This window comes from Actinoplanes sp. CA-030573, assembly GCF_050951115.1.
In the GTDB taxonomy this organism is placed as follows: Bacteria; Actinomycetota; Actinomycetes; order Mycobacteriales; family Micromonosporaceae; genus Actinoplanes.
Window position 1 is genome coordinate 4,591,619 of record NZ_CP192038.1, and the last position, 17,125, is coordinate 4,608,743.

A 17,125-nucleotide genomic window follows, 5' to 3' on the forward strand; every position below is an offset into this window, starting at 1 on the left:
CTTTTGCGCCACTGTGCCGTTGTGCTGGTGAGGCCCAACATGGGCGTCATGAGTTTGGCGATCCGCTCGTTCGGCGGCCCGACCGTGCAGTTCACGCTGGGCGGTGTCACGTTCATGACCGACCCGACATTCGACGAGCCGGGCGATTACCCGATCGGCGACCGGAAGCTGACCCGGACCGCGCCGCCGCTGCTGCCGCGCCCGGCCGCCGGGACGATCGACGTGGTGCTGCTGTCGCACGACCAGCATCCGGACAACCTCGATCGGGCCGGCCGCGAGTTCTCCGCGACGGTGCCGCTCGTGCTGAGCACGCCGGCCGCGGCCGAGCGGATCAGTGCGCGCGGGCTGGCGACGTGGGAGGTGATCGACCTGGACGGCGGGGTCACGGTGACCGCGGTGCCGGCGCAGCACGGTCCGGACGGCGTCGAGCACCTGGTCGGGCCGGTCACCGGGTTCGTGCTGCAGGGGAAAGGCCTGCCGACCGTGTACGTGAGTGGCGACAACGCCTCGTTGCGGGTGGTGGCCGGGATCGCGGAGCGGTTCCCCTCGATCGACGTGGCGATCCTCTTCGGCGGGGCCGCGCGCACGAAGCTGGTCGGCGACGCGAACCTCACGCTCGACGCCGCCGGGATGGTGCAGGCGGCCCGGATCCTGCGCGCCGGCGAGGTGCACGCCGCGCACATCGACAGCTGGGCGCACTTCACCGAAGGCCCGGAGGACGTGCGGAAGGCCTTCACGGCGGCGGGCCTGCCCGACCCCACCCGACCGTAGCCGGGCGGCGCGGCCGGGGACGCGTACCGGATCATGCGGGTTCTAGGATGGTGGAATGAGCGACGAGACCACGCCCGAGCAGCTCCGCCAGGAAATCAGCGACGTCGACGCGGAGATCGCCGAGCTGCGCCGGGTCGCCGGCGATGTGCAGGCCCGCCGCGGCGAGGACACCGACACGTCCGAGGGCTATGTCGAGCCGGAGGAGATCGCGAGCGAGCTGACGAACCTCAACGAGACCGAGGCCGTCATCGACGTGCTGACCCAGCGTCGCGAGCGCCTCGAGGAGCAGCTCAAGGCGCTCGGCTGATGGACATCCGGGCGATCAACGAGCGGGTGATCGGGCAGTTCCGGGCCGGCGGCGAGATCGAGGGCATGCACCGCGACCGGTTGCTGCTGCTCACCACCGCCGGCGCCCGGACCGGGCGGCGGCACACGACGCCGATGATGTTCCACCGCGCGGGGGAAGGCGACCGCCTGCTGGTGATCGCCTCCAACGCGGGCGCGACCGCCGACCCCGACTGGTACCGCAACCTGGTCGCCGACCCGGCCGTGACCGTCGAGATCGGCGACTCGTCGTACGACGCGACCGCCGTGCCGCTGACCGGCGACGACCGGGCACGCGCGTGGGACGAGATCAAGGCCGCCTACCCGTTCTTCGCCGACCACGAGGTGAAGGCGGCCGGGCGCGAGATCCCGGTCGTCGAGCTCATCCGTCGCTGAGCGCGGCCGCCTTGCGCAGCAGCACCGCGCGCTCCTGGACGTTGCCGCACAGGCGGGCGGCCAGCTCCAGCTCGGCCCGGGCCTCGGCGGTGCGGCCCAGCCGGGTCAGCAGCTCGCCGCGCACCGTCGGCAGCAGGTGCGAGCCGGCCAGGCGGTCGGTGGCGACGAGGTCGTCGACGATCTCCAGCGCCGGCCGCGGCCCGCTGGCCATCGCGACCGCGACGGCCCGGTTGAGCTCGACCACGGGCGACGGCGCCACCCGGCCCAGAGCCTCGTAGAGAAGAACGACGCGCTCCCAGTCGGTGGCGGCGACCGAGGCGGCGCAGGCATGGCAGGCGGCGATCGCGGCCTGCAGCCCGTACGGGCCGAGGCCGCGGCCCTGTTTCGCCGCCTGCCCGAGCGCGGCCAGTCCCCGGCGGATCGCCGACCGGTCCCAGCGCCGGCGATCCTGGTCCTCCAGCAGGATCGCCTCGCCGCCGGGACCGGTGCGGGCCGGGAACCGCGAGGCGGTCAGCTCGAACAGCGCCAGCAGGCCGTGCGCCTCCGGTTCGGCCGGCAGCAGCGAGCACAGCATCCGGGCGAGACGGATCGCCTCGTACGCGAGATCGGTGCGCAACAGATCGTCGCCCGCCGTCGCCGTCGATCCCTCCGTGAAGATCACGTAGAGCACGCTGAGCACACCGCCCAGCCGCTGCCGCCGCTCCTCGGCCGGCGGCAGCTCGAACGGCACGCCGGCGGCCGCGATCGTCTTCTTGGCCCGGGTGATCCGGGCCTGCACGGTCGGCACCGGCACCAGGAACGCGCGGGCGATCTCCTCGCTGGTCAGGCCGCCGACCGCGCGCAGGGTGAGCGCCACCCGGGCCTCGGGCGAGAGCACCGGGTGGCACGAGATGAACATCAGGGCGAGCAGGTCGTCCTCGATGCGGTCGGGGTCCCACGGCAGCTCGTCGTCCCCGGCCGCCTCCCGGGAAGCGGCCAGCGTCGCGTACCGGTCGTCCCGGGCCGACCGCCGGCGGAAGGCGTCGATGGCCCGCCGCCGGGCCGTCGACAGCAGCCACGCCACCGGGTCGGCCGGCACGCCGTCGCGCGGCCAGGAGACCAGCGCCTCGGCCAGCGCCTCCTGGGCCACGTCCTCGGCGAGCGCGAAGTCCCGGGTGTAACGGGCGAGCGCGCCGACGATCCGCGCCGACTCCATCCGCCAGACGGCCTCGACCGGCTGCATCAGAGCTGGCCGGTCCGCTCGCGCCAGGCCTTCTCCTTGACGACCCATTCGTTGTCCTGCGGGAACTCGCCGATGCTCGGCACCCGGCGGATCTCGGTCTTGGTGCCGGGGAAGGCGGGCAGGCGCTTCGCCCACTCGACGGCCTCCTCCTGGGAGGCGACGTCGAGGATGTAGAAGCCGCCGAACAGCTCCTTGGTCTCCCCGTACGGCCCGTCGGTGACGATCGGGGTCTCGCCGGTGTGGTCGACGACCACGCCCTGGCGGGGGTCGTCGAGCCCCTCGACCGCGACCAGGACGCCGGCCCGGATCAGCTCGTCGTTGAAGCGACCCATGGTCTCGAGCATCTCCTCGAACGGCGTCTCCATCATCTTGGCCACCGTCTCGTCCGTGCCGCGCATGATGAGCATGTACTTCGCCATGGTGGGTTCTCTCCTCGCTCGCGGGGTCGCGCTCCGACCCTCTCATCCCAAGGTCGGACGGCGGCGGCCCCGATCGACACGGCGGCCCGGAAACTTCCCGCGCGGGATCAGGCCCGGCACCGTTGGGCGTCGAGGGGGTGGCCGGCCGCCTCGAACTGGGCGGCCGCCTCGCCGAACAGGCGGCGCGCGGTGCTGTCGTCGTGGTCGGCGCGGGCGATGTGGGCCCGGACCTCGAGCAGGGAGGCCTGCCAGGCGGTGCCCTCCCACATGGCCTCGGAGGTCTCGGCGCGGGCGAGGTAGTGGCGGGCCTCGGCCAGGTCGCCGACGTCGGCGCAGGCGCATGCGGCCGGCACGGCGAACATGATGACGCAGAACGAGCAGCTGTCCTCGGCCACGAACGTCGCCTCGGCCCGGTCGACCACCGCGCGGGCGGCCTCCGGGCCGGGCGCCGCCATGATCATCGTGCCCCACACGCGCTGGAGCAGATGCTGGCCGATGATCGACCAGCGGGCCAGCGGCAACGCCCGGTGGAGCAGGAGGCCGGCGGCGGCGCGGTCGCCGCGGGCGAGCTCGACCTCGGCCAGGCGTTCCAGGCAGTGCGCCTCCCCGGTCGGGGACTCCAGGTCGTGGTGGAGGCCGGCCGCCGCCCGCAGCTCGGTCTCGGCCAGGGTCAGGTCGCCCTTGAGCAGCGCCGCCTCGCCGCGCAGCGCGGTGGCGAAGGCCACCGCCCGCGGCACGCCGGCCCGCTCGGCGGTGTCCCGCAGCTGCCGGGCCAGCTCCATCACCTCGTCGTACGGGGTGGGGCCGTAGAGCAGGAACTCGGCCACGCACAGGTGGGAGTCGAAGATGCCGACCGCCAGGTCCGGCCGCCGCATGACGTTGCGCAGCTCGCCGCGCAGCCGCTGGAACCACTCGCCCCGGTGGTGGGCCAGCAGGCCTTGCAGGGCGATCAGGTCGAACAACCGCCAGCTCTGGCCGCCCAGCGCCACCCGCCGGCGGGCCTCGGCCGCCGCCTCCTCGGCGGCGGCGTAGTCGTTCCGGTAGTACGCGAGGTTGCCGCGCATGAGCAGCAGCGCCGCGTCGTTGTCGCTGCCGTCGAGATCGAGCCCGGCCACCGCCACCTCGGCCGTCTCCAGGTCACCGGCCGTGGTGGCCGCCCGGGCGAGCCGGGTCAGCAACGGCTTGCGGGCCGCCGGGTCGGACACGGCGCGCAGGGCGTCGCGGTAGGCGTCCACCGCGCCGAGGTCGGCGCACGCGGTCAGCAGGTCGGCCCGCAGGGTGAGCAGGCGGGCCCGGTCCGGTCCCGACGCCGCGGCCGAGACGGTCTCGAGGGTGGCCAGCGCGTCGCGGTAGGCGCCGAGCGCGGCCTGGGTCTCGGCGGCGGTCAGCAGCCAGCCCACGGCGGCCTTCTCCCGGCCGCCCTGGACGAGGTGGTGCCCGATCCGGGCCGGCGACCGCCCGAGCCGTTCCAGCGTCCGGGCCGCCGCCCGGTGCGCCTCCCGCCGGCCGTCCGGCCCGGCCGCCTCCAGCAACGCCTCGCGCACCAGAGCGTGCCGGAACGCGTAGCCGGCCTCGGCGCGATGCAGGACGCGCAGCTCGACCGCCTGCTCCAGCACCGCGTCGGCGTCGTCGTCGGACAGCCCGGTCACCCCGGCGAACTCGTCGGCGTCGACCGTGGACCCCAGCACCGCGGCCGCCGACAGGGCCCTTCGCGCCCGTTCGGAGAGGGCGGCCGGCACCAGCGTCCCCGCCGCCCGGCCCGGGCCCTCGGCGGCCATGCCCCGCGCGATCTCCAGGATCGCGAACGGCAACCCGCCGGACGCCTGGCCGATCGCGTCGAGCATGACCGGGTCCGCCCGCGGGACGAGCCGGCGGGCCAGGGCCGCCGCGTCGGGGGCCTGGAGCGGGGCCAGGTCGAGCGGTACGGCGCTGCCCCGGGCCAGCAGGCTGCGGCGAACCTCGGCGAGCGTCCCGGACCGCACCGGCCGGTGCCCGACCGCGATCAGCAGGCGCTGGGTGACCGCCGTACGCGCCAGGTAGTGCAGCAGGCGGAGGCTGCCCTCGTCGGCGTCGTGGACGTCGTCCACCACGAGCACGGCGCCCTCGCCCGCCGACGCCAGGCCGACCAGCTCGGCCACGGCGATGAACAGCCGCTGATGCGCGCCCCGCCCGTCCCAGCTGAACTGCCGTCCGGACAGCGCCCGTTCGATCTCCTCCCGGAACGCGTCGTCCAGCCCGTCGAGCAGGCTCGGATGCTGCCGGGACAGGTCGGCCAGGGCCTCCAGCACGGGCGCGTAGGGCCAGTCGCCCTCGATCCGGGCGGCGGCGCCCCGGCCGATCCGCATCCGGCGGCCGGCCGCGGCGGTCTCGACCCGGGCGAGCAGGGCCGACTTGCCGACGCCGGCGGCGCCCGCCAGGAACAGGATCCGGCCGCGGCCCTGCCGGGCCGCGTCGAGCAGCCGGTCGATCCGGGCCTGCTCCGGTCCGCGGCCGACGAGGGCGACCGCGGGCGTGCCGCTCCGCGCGGCGCGGCCCTCCCCGATCAACTCGTCGCGGAGCCGCAGCGCCGCCGTGCTCGGCGAGACGCCCAGCTCACGGCGCAGCTCCCGCTCCATCTGCCGGAACTGGCGCAGCGCGCCGCGCCGGTCGCCGGCGTCGGCCCGGCGGCGGATCAGCACCAGGTGCGCCTGCTCGTCGCCCGGCTCGGCCTCGGCCAGCGTCTCCCACCGCTCGGCCAGGCGCAGCACCCGGGAGTGCAGCAGCCGGAACCGCTCCCGCGGCGCCGTGGTCCACGGCTCGTACGGATCGTCCGGCAGGAGATCCCCGGTGTACGTGTCGGCCGCCCGCCCGGCGGCCCGCGGGTCGCCCGCGGCCAGCGCCGCCTCGGCGAGCCGCTCGAACCGGCAGGCGTCGATGTCGACCGCGGCGCCGGGACACAGCGCGACGGACTCGCCGCCGAGCACGAGCGAACCGGCGTCGCCCAGCGTCCGGCGGGCGTAGTGGGCCGCCTTGTGCAGCCGGGGCGCCGCTTCGCCGACCTCCAGCCCGGGCCAGAGCGCGTCGATCACCCGTTCGCGGTGCAGCGCCCGGCCCGGCGCCAGCGCCAGGATCTTGACCAGTGCCGCCGCCTGCCGCCGCCGCCACTGCGCGGCCGGGACCCCGCGGCCGTCGACGACGACGCCGAAGCCTCCCAGCAGCGTGATCCGGACGTCGGGCACAGCCATCCTCCCCGGTCGGGACGGGGAACGCCGGGGGAAGGTCCGGGGAAGGTCCGCTCCCTAGCGTCCCGGGCGACAGGTTTTCACAAACACCGAGGAGCCGCTGTCATGTCCGAGACCACCACCCGCGTCGCCCGCAACGGCGTCGACGTACCCACCCTGTTCGCCACCCTCGACGCCGTCAAGGCCAGCCCCGAGATCGCCGGCTTCCAGTTCCGGGCCCGCAACACGTGGATCAGCGGAACCCACAACCGCACCACGATCCAGGGCTTCTTCGGCGCCGGCCAGGAGGACACCACCCGCACCGAGCCGTTCACCTACGACGCCGACCACCCGGCCGTCCTGGTCGGCACCGGCAAGGGACCGACGCCGGTCGAGTTCCTGCTGCACGCCGTCGCCGCGTGCCTGACCGCCGGCCTGGCCAACATCGCCGCCGCCCGGGGCATCACCCTGCACCGGGTCGAGTCGACCGTCGAGGGCGACATCGACCTGCTCGGCATCCTCGGGCTCGCCGCCGACGTCCGCAACGGCTACCGGCAGATCCGCGTCCACTTCGAGGTGGACGGCGACGCGAGCGCGGAGGAGCTGGCCGCGCTGGTCGAGCGGTCCCGCCGGCGGTCCGCCGTGTACGACGTGCTGACCAACGGCACCGACGTCGTCATCGACGTCGCCGCCACCCCGAGCCGGTAGGCCCCGTCCCGAGGAAGTGAGCTCTCATGTCCGGCATACCCGTCGTGGTCATCGGCGCCGGCCAGGCCGGCCTGGCGGTCAGCTGGTCGCTGACGGCGTCCGGCGTGCCCCACGTCGTGCTCGACCGTGGCCGCATCGCCGACCGCTGGGCGTCCCATCCGTGGGAGTCGCTGCGCCTGCTCAGCCCGAACTGGCTCAGCCGCCTGCCCGGATTCCGGTACACCGGCCCGGATCCCGGCGGGTTCATGCCGGCCGCGTCGGTGGCGGCCTACCTCCGGTCGTACGCGGCGGCCTTCGCCGCCCCGGTCGTGGCCGGCGCCGAGGTGCTGTCGGTGCGCCCGCGCGGCGGCCGGTACGAGGTGACGAGCACCGCCGGGACCTGGGCCGCCCGGGCCGTCGTGGTGGCCACCGGCTGGTGCGACGTGCCGGCGGTCCCGGCCCTCGCCGGGGCCCTCGACCCGCGGATCGCGCAGGTCACCCCCGCCACCTACCGCAACCCGCAATCCCTGCCGGACGGCCGGGTGCTGGTCGTCGGCGCCTCCGCCACCGGCGCCCAGATCGCCGACGAGCTGACCGCCGCCGGACGCCCGGTCGTGCTCGCCGCCGGCTCGCACAGCCGGGTGCCCCGGCGGTACCGCGGCCGGGACATCATGTGGTGGCTCGACGCCATGGGCGTGCTCGACCGGCGGCTCGACGAGCATCCGCGGCCGGCCGGGACGCGCCGGGAACCGTCCCTGCAGCTCGCCGGCAACGCCGGCGGCCGGGACGTGGACCTGTGGTCTCTTCAGCGGCGTGGGGTCGTCCTCGCCGGCCGCCTGGTCGCGGCCGACCGGCGCCGGGTCCGGTTCGCCGGTGACCTTCCGTTCACCACGGCCGCGGCCGACCTCCGGCTGCGCCGGCTGCGGCACCGCATCGACCGGTACGCCGCGGCGAACGGGCTCGCGGACGGGACCGAGCGGCCCGGGCAGGTGCTCGCCGCCCGCACCGACCGCGCCGTCGAGCGGCTGGACCTGCGCCGCGACGGGGTGGGGAGCGTGGTCTGGGCGACCGGCTACCGGCGGGCGTACCCCTGGCTGCACGTGCCGGTCCTCGACCGGGCCGGCGAGATCGTGCACACCGGCGGAAGCACCCCGGCGCCTGGCCTGTACGTGGTCGGCATGCGCTGGCAGTCGCGGCGCAACTCCACGTTCCTCGACGGCGTCCGCCACGACGCGGCCGCCGTGACCGGCCGGGTGCTGCGCCACCTCGGCGCGGCCGCTCGGCCACGGGACGGGAGGGCGGCATGACCGCGCCGTGGGACGTCGTGGTGGTCGGTGCGCGGGTCGCCGGCGCCTCCACCGCGCTGCTGCTGGCCCGGGCCGGGCTGCGGGTGCTGTGCCTGGACCGCGCCCGCCACGGCAGCGACACCTTGTCGACGCACGCGCTGATGCGCCCGGGCACGCTGCTGTTGCGGCAATGGGGGCTGCTCGACCCGATCGTCGAGGCGGGAACACCGGCCGTCCGGCGCACCGTCTTCCACTACGGCGACGAGACCGTCTCCGTCACCATCCGGCCGGCGGCGGGGGTCGACGCCCTGTACGCGCCGCGCCGGACCGTCATCGACCGGGTGATCGCCGACGCGGCGGCCGAGGCCGGCGCCGTGGTCCGGTTCGGCACCGCGGTGACCGGCCTGCTGCGCGACGGCGACGGCCGGGTGACCGGCGTGACCACCCGCGCCCGCGACGGCTCGGCCGACGCCGAACGTGCCGCGCTGGTCGTCGGGGCGGACGGCCGCCGGTCGGCGGTGGCCGACTGGGTGCGGGCGCCGGTACGGGCCGCCGGTCACGCGTCGTCCGCCGTCCTGTACGGCTACTGGTCCGGGCTCGCCGCCGACGGGTACGAGTGGTTCTACCGTCCCGGGGTCAGCGCCGGCCTGATTCCCACCAACGACGGCCTGACCTGTGTCTTCCTCGGCACCGATCCGGCCACGATGGACCGGCTGGTCCGCGGGGGCGGGACCGGCGCGGCCCTCGACCGGCTCGCCGCGGAGTGCGGCGTCGGCGCGCGCCTGGCCGCCGGCCGTCGCGCCGACGCCGTCCGCCACGTCCGCGGCGTCCCCGGCCGCCTGCGCCGGGCGTGGGGACCGGGCTGGGCGCTGGCCGGGGACGCCGGGCAGTGGAAGGACCCGCTCAGCACGCACGGCATGACCGACGCCCTCCGCGACGCCGAGCTGCTGGCCCGGGCCGTGGTCGCCGCACCCGGGCCGGGCCGCCGGCAACGCGACGCGCTCGCGGGCTACGAGCGGGCCCGCGACCGGTTCGCCCGGCCCCTGCTCGACGCGAGCGAGCGGGTCGCCGGCTACGGCTGGGATCTCCCCGGAGTCCGGCGGCTGCTGATGGACCTCTCCGCGGTCATGGCCGACGAGGTCGACCTGATCTCGTCACTGCCCGCCGCGCCGTGGAACGCGCCCGCCCTGGCGCGGCCCGCTTGACGGGAGGTGGACAGGGTGGCGAAGCTCGGTCGGCGGGAGGAGGGCCGATGGACTACACGATCGCGGCGTTGGGCCCGGAGACCTGGGACGCCTATGCGCGCCTCATGGAGCGCCACAACGGGGTCTTCGGTGGGTGCTGGTGCACCTATTTCCACACCATGCACGAGGAGAAGACCTTCAGCGCGGAGAAGAACCGGGAGCTCAAGCGCGAGCTGGTCGGGTGCGGGCGGGCCCATGCGGCCCTCGTCCTCGACGGGGACGAGGCGGTGGCCTGGTGCCAGTACGGGTCGCCGGCCGAACTGCCCAACATCTATCACCGCAAGCAGTACGACGCGGAAACCGAGGTGCTGCCGGACTACCGGATCACCTGCATGTTCGTGGACAAGAAGCACCGGCGCCGGGGCCTGCTGGCCGTCGCCCTCGGCGGGGCGCTCGAGCTCATCGCGCGCGACGGCGGCGGCACGGTCGAGGGTTATCCGCACGACAACGACGGCAAGAAGGTGTCGGTGCTCTACTCGGGCACCCGCGCGCTCTTCGAGCGGGCCGGCTTCACCTACGTGCGGCCCAAGGGGACGAAGAACTGCGTCATGCGCACCGACGTCAACCCCGAATGAGGTCGACGAGGTCACGCGGCAGCCCGTGGGTGTCGTGCAGGAAGCGGTAGTCGTCGTCGGTGAGCGGCCCTCGCTCGCGACGCCGCGACACCACGGAACGGCCCCGCCGCAGCAGGTCGCGGAAGGTCTTCTCCTCGGTGCCGAGCACATCGCGTACGGGGGAGGGAAGGGTTTTGAGCTCGAAGTGGTCGATCGTGTGCTCGATCGGCTCGGACGGCAGGTCACCGAGCGTGCGGGTCGGATCGGTGCGCCAGAGCGTGGTCAGCGTGCGGCGGACGAGCCGCCGCAGCACGTAGCCGTGACGGGTGTTCGACGGCCGGACTCCGTCGCCGATCACCACGATGCCCGAGCGCAGATGGTCGACCACCCGGCGGCGGTCCGGCTCGTCCAGCTCCCAGAGGCCCGTCCACGGCCGGAAGACATCGGTCTCGAAGACCGACCGCTTGCCCTGCAGGACGGTCAGCATGCGCTCGAGTCCCATGCCGGTGTCGATGTTCTCCGGCTCGACCGGCCGCAGCGTGCCGTCCTCGAGGCGCCGGTAGCGCATCATCACGTGGTTCCAGACCTCGGTCCACCGCTCGTCGGTGGTCGGCGTGCCGGTCGGCGGCCCGTCGCCGGTCCAGACGAAGATCTCCGAGTCCGGGCCGCAGGGTCCGGTCGGCCCGTTCGACCACCAGTTCTCGTCGGTGGTCAGCTCGATCGGGACACCGAGCCGCTCCCACGTCTCCCGCGACGGCTCGTCCTGCTCGTGGACGGTGACGTGCAGCCGGCCCGGCTCGATCCCGAAGCCGTCGCGCAGCAGCTGGTAGCCCCAGGTCAGGCTCTGCGTGCCCGGATAGTCGCCGAGCGACCAGGAGCCCAGCATCTCGAAGACGGTGAGGTGGGTGTCGTCGCCGACCTCGTCGAGGTCGGTGGTGCGTAGGCATCGCTGCACATCGACCAGGCGGCGGCCTTGCGGGTGCCGGTCTCCTTCGAGGTACGGGGTGAGCGGGTGCATGCCCGAGGTGGTGAACAGGACCGGATCCCCGGGCGGCGGGACGAGCGAATGACCGGGGATCGGGACGTGGCCGCGATCCCGGTAGAAGTCGATGAAGGTGCGTACGGTGTCGTCGACGTTCATGGCAGTGGTCCTTTCCGGACAAAACGGCGACCGGAAGGGGACCGCGGGCACGAAAAAGCCGGCGAGCCGTTTCCGGTCGCCGGCGAATGAGGAAGAAGTCAGGCAGCGGCGACCGTCGAGCCGGTAGCTCGCGCGGTCGCGGTGGTGAGTCGCCTGCTGACGTCCATGCCACCATGGTAGAGACCGATGGGGGCGGCGCCCACCGGATTTTCCGCCGCCTCAGTCCGCGTCTCAGCCGATGTAGGCGAGCGCGAATCCGATCGTCGGGATGCCGAACAGGATCGAGACGGCGGCCATCTTGGCGATGGTCGGCCGGCGGGTCAGCGCCGCGTAGCCGGCCAGCAGCACCGGGACCGTCAGCAGCTGCGGGACGAGCGTCGAGCGGGGGACCAGCACGTCGAGCGCGGCGCACAGCAGGCAGAACGCCAGGGCGGCGGCCCACAGGGCGACACCCAGGCGATAGGCGGTGCGCGGCCCGAAGCGTACGGCGAAGGTGGTGTCTCCCGCTCCTCGGTCGGCACTCAGGTCGGTCACCGTCGTCGGCACGTAGAGGGCCGCGGCGAAGAGGACGCCGATCACGGCGAACTGCCACGGGAACTCCTCCGGCGAGCGGGTGATCGACCAGCCGGCGGCGGGCGAGACCAGGCCCACGACCAGGGCGTTGACCGCGATGTCCCAGCCGGGGCGGGTCTTCAGGCGCAGCGGGGGAACGCTGTAGGCCCAGCCCAGCACCAGGACGCCGGCCACGCCGAGCACGAAGAGGGTGCCGACCAGCAGGGCCGTGGCCAGCGACGCGAGCGCCAGGCAGGCGTACCACCGCCGCAGTCGCGAAGCCGTCACCGCGCCGGTGACCAGCGGCGCGGTGGCCTTGCGCGGGTTGGCGCGGTCGCTGGGCAGGTCGTGCAGGTCGTTCTGGGCCAGCACCGCGCCCCAGATCAGCGGTCCCAGCACCAGCAGGGCCACCAGCGACCGGAACGGGTCGGCGGGTAACCAGGACCGGCCGGCCAGGACCGTTCCCAGGTACGCCGGCACCCAGGAGACGGGCCAGAACCACGGGCGGGACACGGCGACGAGCAGGGCCGCGGGGCGTTGTGCCAGCGTCGTCATGCCCGCATCATCGCCCGCCCGTGCTGTGCCCGGCCTGAGACACCAGTGGCCGTCACTGGTGCGACGCGTCGCTCCGGCGGCGACGGTGGAGGCATGACAGCGCATCGGTCCGCCCGCCTCCCGGTCGAGGGGCACCTGCCCGCCTTCGACGGCGCCACCACCTGGCTCAACTCGCCGCCGCTCACCCCGGGCGGCCTGCGCGGGAAGGTGGTCCTGGTCAACTTCTGGACCTACACCTGCGTGAACTGGCTGCGGCAGCTCCCCTACGTGCGGGAGTGGTCGCGCCGGTACGCCGCCGCCGGCCTGGTCGTGGTCGGCGTGCACACTCCGGAGTTCCCCTTCGAGCACGACCAGGCCAACGTACGCCGGGAGGTCGCGGCCCGGGGCGTCGGCTGGCCGGTGCCGATGGACAACGACTACGCGATCTGGACGGCGTTCGCCAACCACTACTGGCCCGCGCTCTATCTGGCCGACACCGAGGGCCGGATCCGGTACCACCACTTCGGGGAGGGCGAGTACGGGCGTACCGAGTTGGTCCTGCAGGAGTTGCTCGGTTCCTCGTCGCACCACCTGGTCACCGTGGAGGCGTCCGGGGCCGAGGTGGGCGCCGACTGGGGCACGCTGCGCTCGCCGGAGAACTACGCCGGCTACGCGCGCGCCGAGCGGTTCGCGTCGCCCGAGGGCCTGGATCACGACAAGCCCCGCCGCTACAGCGTCCCCGGCCGGCTCGGCCTGAACTCCTGGGCGCTGGACGGCGACTGGACGATCGGCGAGCAGGCCACCACGCTGAACTCGGCGGCGGGCGGCGTCGCGTACCGGTTCCACGCCCGCGACCTCAACGTGGTGATGGGCGCGGCCACCCCGGTGCGGTTCCGCGTGCGGCTCGACGGCGCGCCCCCCGGCGAGGCGGCCGGCGGCGACCTCGACCCCGACGGCCACGGCACGGCCGCCGACCGCCGGCTCTACCAGCTGCTGCGGCAGCCGGGCCGGGTCGCCGACCGCACCGCCGAGATCACGTTCCTCGACCCGGGGGCGGAGCTCTACTCGTTCACCTTCGGCTAGCGGCCACGTCCGGGGGCAGGACAATGTTCTTGACCTCGGCCATGTAGTCGTCGGCGGCGGCGACCGCATCCCGCGGGGCGCGGCCGCGCTGCCGGGCGTCCAGGTAGGCGGCGTACCAGTCCCACCAGTCGTGCTGGGGGGCGACGGCCTCGAAGGCGCCGTGCCGTTCGGAGGTCTCGTGCAGGAGCTGGGCGAGCTCCGCGACGTCCTTGCGCGTGTCACTCATGACCAAGACCTTTCCGCACGTACGCCGGGGATCGCACCCGTGAGACACCCTGGCAATGAGCCGGGAGCATGACGTCGTTGGCGGGGGAGGGCGGGAGGTGGGCGGTGAAGGTGCTTGTGACGTGTCTGGCCCATCGTGTCGCTGGGTGAGGCGTGGCTCGGTCCGTCGCTGGGGTGAAACGTGGCTTGGCCCGTCGCTGGGGTGAATAGTGGCTTGGCCCGTCGCTGGGTGAGACCTCGCCCAGCCCGTCACGGGGTGAAACTCGGCCCAGGCCGTCGCTGGGTGAAACGTGGCCACTCCGACACTGCGTTAACCTGACCCACCCCGTCACTGGGTGGGCCGGACTCTACGGCCAACCTACGACAATTTCGCACGCTTGTCCCCAAGCTGCGACTTGCCGTTGCTTGCCCGTGCTCGACGCCGACGAGCGGGGTCAGCGGGCGGGTGAGCGGATATGCGGGCCGGGTGAGCAAGTGAGCGGACCGGGTGAGCGGGCGGTGAGCGGGCGGTGCGAGCGAGTGGCGAGCGGGCCGGGTGAGCGGGCGGTGAGCGGGCGGGGCGAGCGAGCGGCGAGCGGGCCGGGTGAGCGCGCGGTGAGCGGGCCGGGCGAGCGAGCGGCGAGCGCGCCGGTGAGCAAGCGGCGAGCGCGCCGGGTGAGCGAGCGGCGAGCGGGCTGGGTGAGCGGGTGAGTGGGCGGCGGCGTGGTGATCACCGACACGGTCGCCCTCGGCGGCATCGCACTGCTCGGGCCGGCTGAGCGAGTGAGCGGGCGGGCTGGTTTGAGCGGGCGGCGAGCGGGCGGGCGGGCCAGGTGAGTGAGCGGGCGGGCGGGCCGGATGAGCGGGCGGACCGGCTGACCGGGCGGGCGAGCGGCTGATCCACTGGTGGCGCGTATTGGTGAGCAGAGCAAAGGGCGGCGGAAGGGCAGGTCGGCACCTACGGTCGCGACCCCCGCCGGGCGCACCGGTGACGACCGACGGATGTGGCCGCCGACCATCGGCTTCGGGGGTTGAAGACGCGGCGAAAGGGCCGGCCCGGTGCCGGACATGAGCGAAGGTGGACCTTGTGGACGTGGACGCGCGCCGGCGTCGGTTTGAGGGTATGGCGCCGGGGGTGATCGATGCGGTTCGGCGGTTTCTTGTGCGGCGCACCGACTCGGCCACGGCTGATGACGTGCTCTCCGAGACGCTGCTGGTGTGCTGGCGGCGGCTCGGGGAGATTCCGGACGATCATCTGCCGTGGGTCTACGGGGTGGCGCGCCGGTGCCTGGCCAACGCCGAGCGCGGGCGGCGGCGGCAGGCGCGGCTTGCCGCCCGTATCACGGCGCTCGATCCGCCGCCGCTGGTCGTCGACGGGCCGGCGCCGGCCGACGACGACCTGGCCGCCGCGCTGGCCGGACTGCGGGCCGAGGACGCGGAGCTGCTGCGGCTGTGGGCGTGGGAAGACCTGGCCGCCGGGCAGATCGCGGTGGTGCTGGGCATCTCGGCCAACGCGGCCAGCATCCGGCTGCACCGCGCCAAACAGCGACTGCGCGAGGAGCTGCGAAAGGTGACCGGGCCGGCCGGACATGACGGGGCGAGAGAAGGGAGACGGCGATGACCGACGACGACCTGCGTTCGCGCCTGCGCCGGGCGGATCCGGCGGCGTCGGTGCCGCCGCCGGCTCCCGGCCACGTTTCGCGTCTGATCGGAGAGACCATGAGCAGCAGCGCCACCGCCGTGACCAAACCACCGGTGCGATGGCACCTGGCCGCCCTCGCCGCGGCCGCCGTCGTGCTGATCGTCGCGGGTACCGGCTGGTGGCTGGGCCGGCCGTCGTCACCCACGCCGGGGACGCCGATCGCGGCGGCGCCGACCCCGGCCGACGGTCCGTCCACCACGATCGGGCTTCCGGACGTACAGGCGAAATGCCGGGAACCGGAACCGGCGCGCCTGGCCGCGGATGCCGATTTCGCCGTTCAGGGCACGGTGACCGGCATCGATCGCGGGATGGTGACGCTGCGGGTGACCAAGGTCTTCAAGGGCGCCGACTTCGCCGAGGTCAAGGTGGCACAGACCGACGACAGCTCGGAGCAGCTGCTGGGCGGCAGCGGCACGTTCGTGACCGGGAAGGACTATCTGGTCGCGTCGGCGCAGGGCGACGTGATGATCTGCGGCTACAGCGGCGAGGTGTCGGACGAGATGCTCGCGCTCTACGACAAGGCGTTCTAGCCCCAGACCTCCTCGGCGGTCTCCACGATCAGGCGCAGCTTGGCGACCTCCTCGTCGTACGTGAGCACGTTGCCCTCGACGGTGGAGGAGAAGCCGCACTGCGGGGAGAGGCAGATCTGCTCGAGCGGGACGTATTTGCTCGCCTCGTCGATCCGGCGCTTGAGGGTGTCCTTCGACTCCAGCTCGCCGCGCTTGGTGGTGACGAGGCCGAGCACGACCATCTTGCCGGGCGGGACGAAGCGCAGCGGGGCGAAGCCGCCGGACCGGTCGTCGTCGAACTCGAGGAAGAAGCCGTCCACGGCGAGCTCGCTGAACAGGGCCTCGGCCACGAAGTCGTACCCGCCCTCGGCCGCCCACGACGAGCGGAAGTTGCCGCGGCACATGTGGGTCGTCACGTTCAGGCCGGCCGGGCGGTCCGCGATCGCCGCGTTGATCTGCTTGATGTAGCGCAGGTGCTGGTGGTCGGCGTCGTCGCCGCGCTCGGTGAGCAGGCGCCGCTGGGCCGGGTCGTTGAGGTAGGCCAGGCTGGTGTCGTCGAGCTGCAGGTAGCGGCAGCCGAGGGCGGCGACCCGGCGCACCTGCTCGGCGTAGGCCGCGGACAGGTCGGCCCAGAACTGCTCGTGGTCGGGATAGACGGCCGGGTCGATCGCGGCCATGCCCCCGCGGTAGTGGACCATGCTCGGCGACGGGATGGTCAGCTTGGGGGTGATGCCGGGCTCGACCGTCGAGGCGAGGAACGAGAAGTCGTCGCCGAAGATCGTTTCGTTCAGCCGGACCGGCCCGTCGATGGCCAGCGCCGCCGACTCGAAGTCGAGCTCGCCGCCGGCGTTGCGGAAGTGCACCTGGATCTTCTCGTCGGTCGGGTGCACGCCGCCGAGGCGGTAGATGAAGTCCATGTGCCAGGAGGTGCGCCGGAACTCGCCGTCGGTGGCCGAGCGCAGGCCCACCTCGCGCTGCATCCGTACGACGTCGCGGATCGCGTCGTCCTCGATCGCGCGCAGCTCGCCGGCCTCGATCTCGCCGGTGGCGCGTCTCTGCCGCGCCTCGAGCAGCCGGGTGGGTCGCAGCAGGCTGCCGACGTGGTCGGCCCGGAACGGGGGATTCTCGCGGGGCGCCATGCCGGGCAGCCTACGCCCGAGATCCGCACCCGGCCACCGGTTCGGCCGGCCGGCGCGAAGATCCGCCATATCTGCATCGTTCGATCGGTCAGGGGCCGTGCCCGGCTTGCCGGTGAACGGTACGTTGAGCGGGTGCGGTGAGCTCCCGAATTGATCCG

General features: G+C 74.0%; 17 protein-coding genes. 10 read left to right on the forward strand and 7 right to left on the reverse strand.

The annotated features are described in order from the left end of the window. The first annotated feature begins 48 nt into the window (after window positions 1–48). The 3 genes from ACQP2F_RS21300 to ACQP2F_RS21310 are packed head-to-tail and all read left to right on the forward strand — an operon-like array spanning window position 49 to window position 1,491. Window positions 49–771 carry an MBL fold metallo-hydrolase gene (locus tag ACQP2F_RS21300; RefSeq protein WP_433306621.1) on the forward strand — a complete coding sequence of 241 codons (723 nt, stop codon included), beginning with the start codon at window positions 49–51 and terminating at the stop codon, window positions 769–771. A gap of 55 nt (window positions 772–826) precedes the next feature. Next, complete coding sequence (locus tag ACQP2F_RS21305) at window positions 827–1,078, forward strand: hypothetical protein (protein WP_433306623.1); 252 nt, start codon at window positions 827–829, stop codon at window positions 1,076–1,078. Beyond that, window positions 1,078–1,491: a nitroreductase/quinone reductase family protein gene (locus ACQP2F_RS21310; RefSeq protein WP_433306625.1), complete on the forward strand. Its 414-nt coding sequence runs from the start codon at window positions 1,078–1,080 to the stop codon at window positions 1,489–1,491. The genes ACQP2F_RS21305 and ACQP2F_RS21310 overlap by 1 nt, the downstream gene beginning before the upstream one ends. Here ACQP2F_RS21310 and ACQP2F_RS21315 read toward each other — a convergent pair. The 3 genes from ACQP2F_RS21315 to ACQP2F_RS21325 form a co-directional block, all read right to left on the reverse strand. Further along, window positions 1,478–2,713 (reverse strand): RNA polymerase sigma factor, encoded by a 1,236-nt coding sequence (locus tag ACQP2F_RS21315; protein WP_433306627.1) that lies wholly within the window; start codon window positions 2,711–2,713, stop codon window positions 1,478–1,480. The genes ACQP2F_RS21310 and ACQP2F_RS21315 overlap by 14 nt on opposite strands. After that, entirely contained in the window at window positions 2,713–3,132 is a 420-nt protein-coding gene (locus ACQP2F_RS21320) for a YciI family protein (RefSeq protein WP_433306629.1), read from the reverse strand. Before ACQP2F_RS21320 ends, ACQP2F_RS21315 begins: the two co-directional genes overlap by 1 nt. Window positions 3,133–3,239: 107 nt before the next feature. Beyond that, window positions 3,240–6,350, reverse strand: a complete 3,111-nt coding sequence (locus ACQP2F_RS21325; RefSeq protein ID WP_433306631.1) for an ATP-binding protein — start codon at window positions 6,348–6,350, stop codon at window positions 3,240–3,242. A 108-nt stretch (window positions 6,351–6,458) separates the two neighbouring features. Here ACQP2F_RS21325 and ACQP2F_RS21330 point away from each other — a divergent pair, with 108 nt between their 5' ends. Genes ACQP2F_RS21330 through ACQP2F_RS21345 form a run of 4 tightly spaced genes read left to right on the forward strand, consistent with a single transcriptional unit; the run spans window position 6,459 to window position 10,124 of the window. Then, on the forward strand, window positions 6,459–7,040 hold the full coding sequence (locus ACQP2F_RS21330) for an OsmC family protein (RefSeq protein ID WP_433306632.1): 582 nt from the start codon (window positions 6,459–6,461) through the stop codon (window positions 7,038–7,040). A 26-nt stretch (window positions 7,041–7,066) separates the two neighbouring features. Next, window positions 7,067–8,326 (forward strand): flavin-containing monooxygenase, encoded by a 1,260-nt coding sequence (locus ACQP2F_RS21335; RefSeq protein WP_433306634.1) that lies wholly within the window; start codon window positions 7,067–7,069, stop codon window positions 8,324–8,326. Next, window positions 8,323–9,510, forward strand: a complete 1,188-nt coding sequence (locus tag ACQP2F_RS21340) for an NAD(P)/FAD-dependent oxidoreductase (protein WP_433306636.1) — start codon at window positions 8,323–8,325, stop codon at window positions 9,508–9,510. Before ACQP2F_RS21335 ends, ACQP2F_RS21340 begins: the two co-directional genes overlap by 4 nt. A gap of 47 nt (window positions 9,511–9,557) precedes the next feature. Then, entirely contained in the window at window positions 9,558–10,124 is a 567-nt protein-coding gene (locus ACQP2F_RS21345) for a GNAT family N-acetyltransferase (protein ID WP_433306638.1), read from the forward strand. On the opposite strand, the gene ACQP2F_RS21350 is transcribed toward ACQP2F_RS21345, so the two are convergent. Both ACQP2F_RS21350 and ACQP2F_RS21355 read right to left on the reverse strand, forming a co-directional pair. Further along, window positions 10,111–11,244 carry an alanine--tRNA ligase-related protein gene (locus ACQP2F_RS21350; RefSeq protein ID WP_433306640.1) on the reverse strand — a complete coding sequence of 378 codons (1,134 nt, stop codon included), beginning with the start codon at window positions 11,242–11,244 and terminating at the stop codon, window positions 10,111–10,113. The genes ACQP2F_RS21345 and ACQP2F_RS21350 overlap by 14 nt on opposite strands. A 231-nt stretch (window positions 11,245–11,475) precedes the next feature. Further along, window positions 11,476–12,351, reverse strand: a complete 876-nt coding sequence (locus tag ACQP2F_RS21355) for a UbiA prenyltransferase family protein (RefSeq protein WP_433306642.1) — start codon at window positions 12,349–12,351, stop codon at window positions 11,476–11,478. Window positions 12,352–12,444: 93 nt separating this feature from the next. Between ACQP2F_RS21355 and ACQP2F_RS21360 the strand changes: the two genes are divergently transcribed. Next, the gene (locus ACQP2F_RS21360; protein ID WP_433306643.1) at window positions 12,445–13,413 is read left to right on the forward strand and encodes a redoxin family protein; all 969 of its coding nucleotides are present in this window, start codon (window positions 12,445–12,447) and stop codon (window positions 13,411–13,413) included. On the opposite strand, the gene ACQP2F_RS21365 is transcribed toward ACQP2F_RS21360, so the two are convergent. Continuing rightward, window positions 13,400–13,639: a bleomycin resistance protein gene (locus ACQP2F_RS21365; protein ID WP_433306645.1), complete on the reverse strand. Its 240-nt coding sequence runs from the start codon at window positions 13,637–13,639 to the stop codon at window positions 13,400–13,402. The genes ACQP2F_RS21360 and ACQP2F_RS21365 overlap by 14 nt on opposite strands. Before the next feature lie 1,113 nt (window positions 13,640–14,752). On the opposite strand from ACQP2F_RS21365, the gene ACQP2F_RS21370 reads away from it, so the two are divergent. Both ACQP2F_RS21370 and ACQP2F_RS21375 read left to right on the forward strand, forming a co-directional pair. Continuing rightward, window positions 14,753–15,238, forward strand: a complete 486-nt coding sequence (locus ACQP2F_RS21370; protein WP_433306647.1) for an RNA polymerase sigma factor — start codon at window positions 14,753–14,755, stop codon at window positions 15,236–15,238. Further along, entirely contained in the window at window positions 15,235–15,849 is a 615-nt protein-coding gene (locus tag ACQP2F_RS21375; protein WP_433306649.1) for a hypothetical protein, read from the forward strand. The genes ACQP2F_RS21370 and ACQP2F_RS21375 overlap by 4 nt, the downstream gene beginning before the upstream one ends. On the opposite strand, the gene ACQP2F_RS21380 is transcribed toward ACQP2F_RS21375, so the two are convergent. Further along, window positions 15,846–16,967, reverse strand: coding sequence for a 5-methyltetrahydropteroyltriglutamate--homocysteine S-methyltransferase (locus tag ACQP2F_RS21380; RefSeq protein WP_433306651.1), 1,122 nt, complete (start codon window positions 16,965–16,967; stop codon window positions 15,846–15,848). The genes ACQP2F_RS21375 and ACQP2F_RS21380 overlap by 4 nt on opposite strands. Window positions 16,968–17,125: the final 158 nt, after the last annotated feature.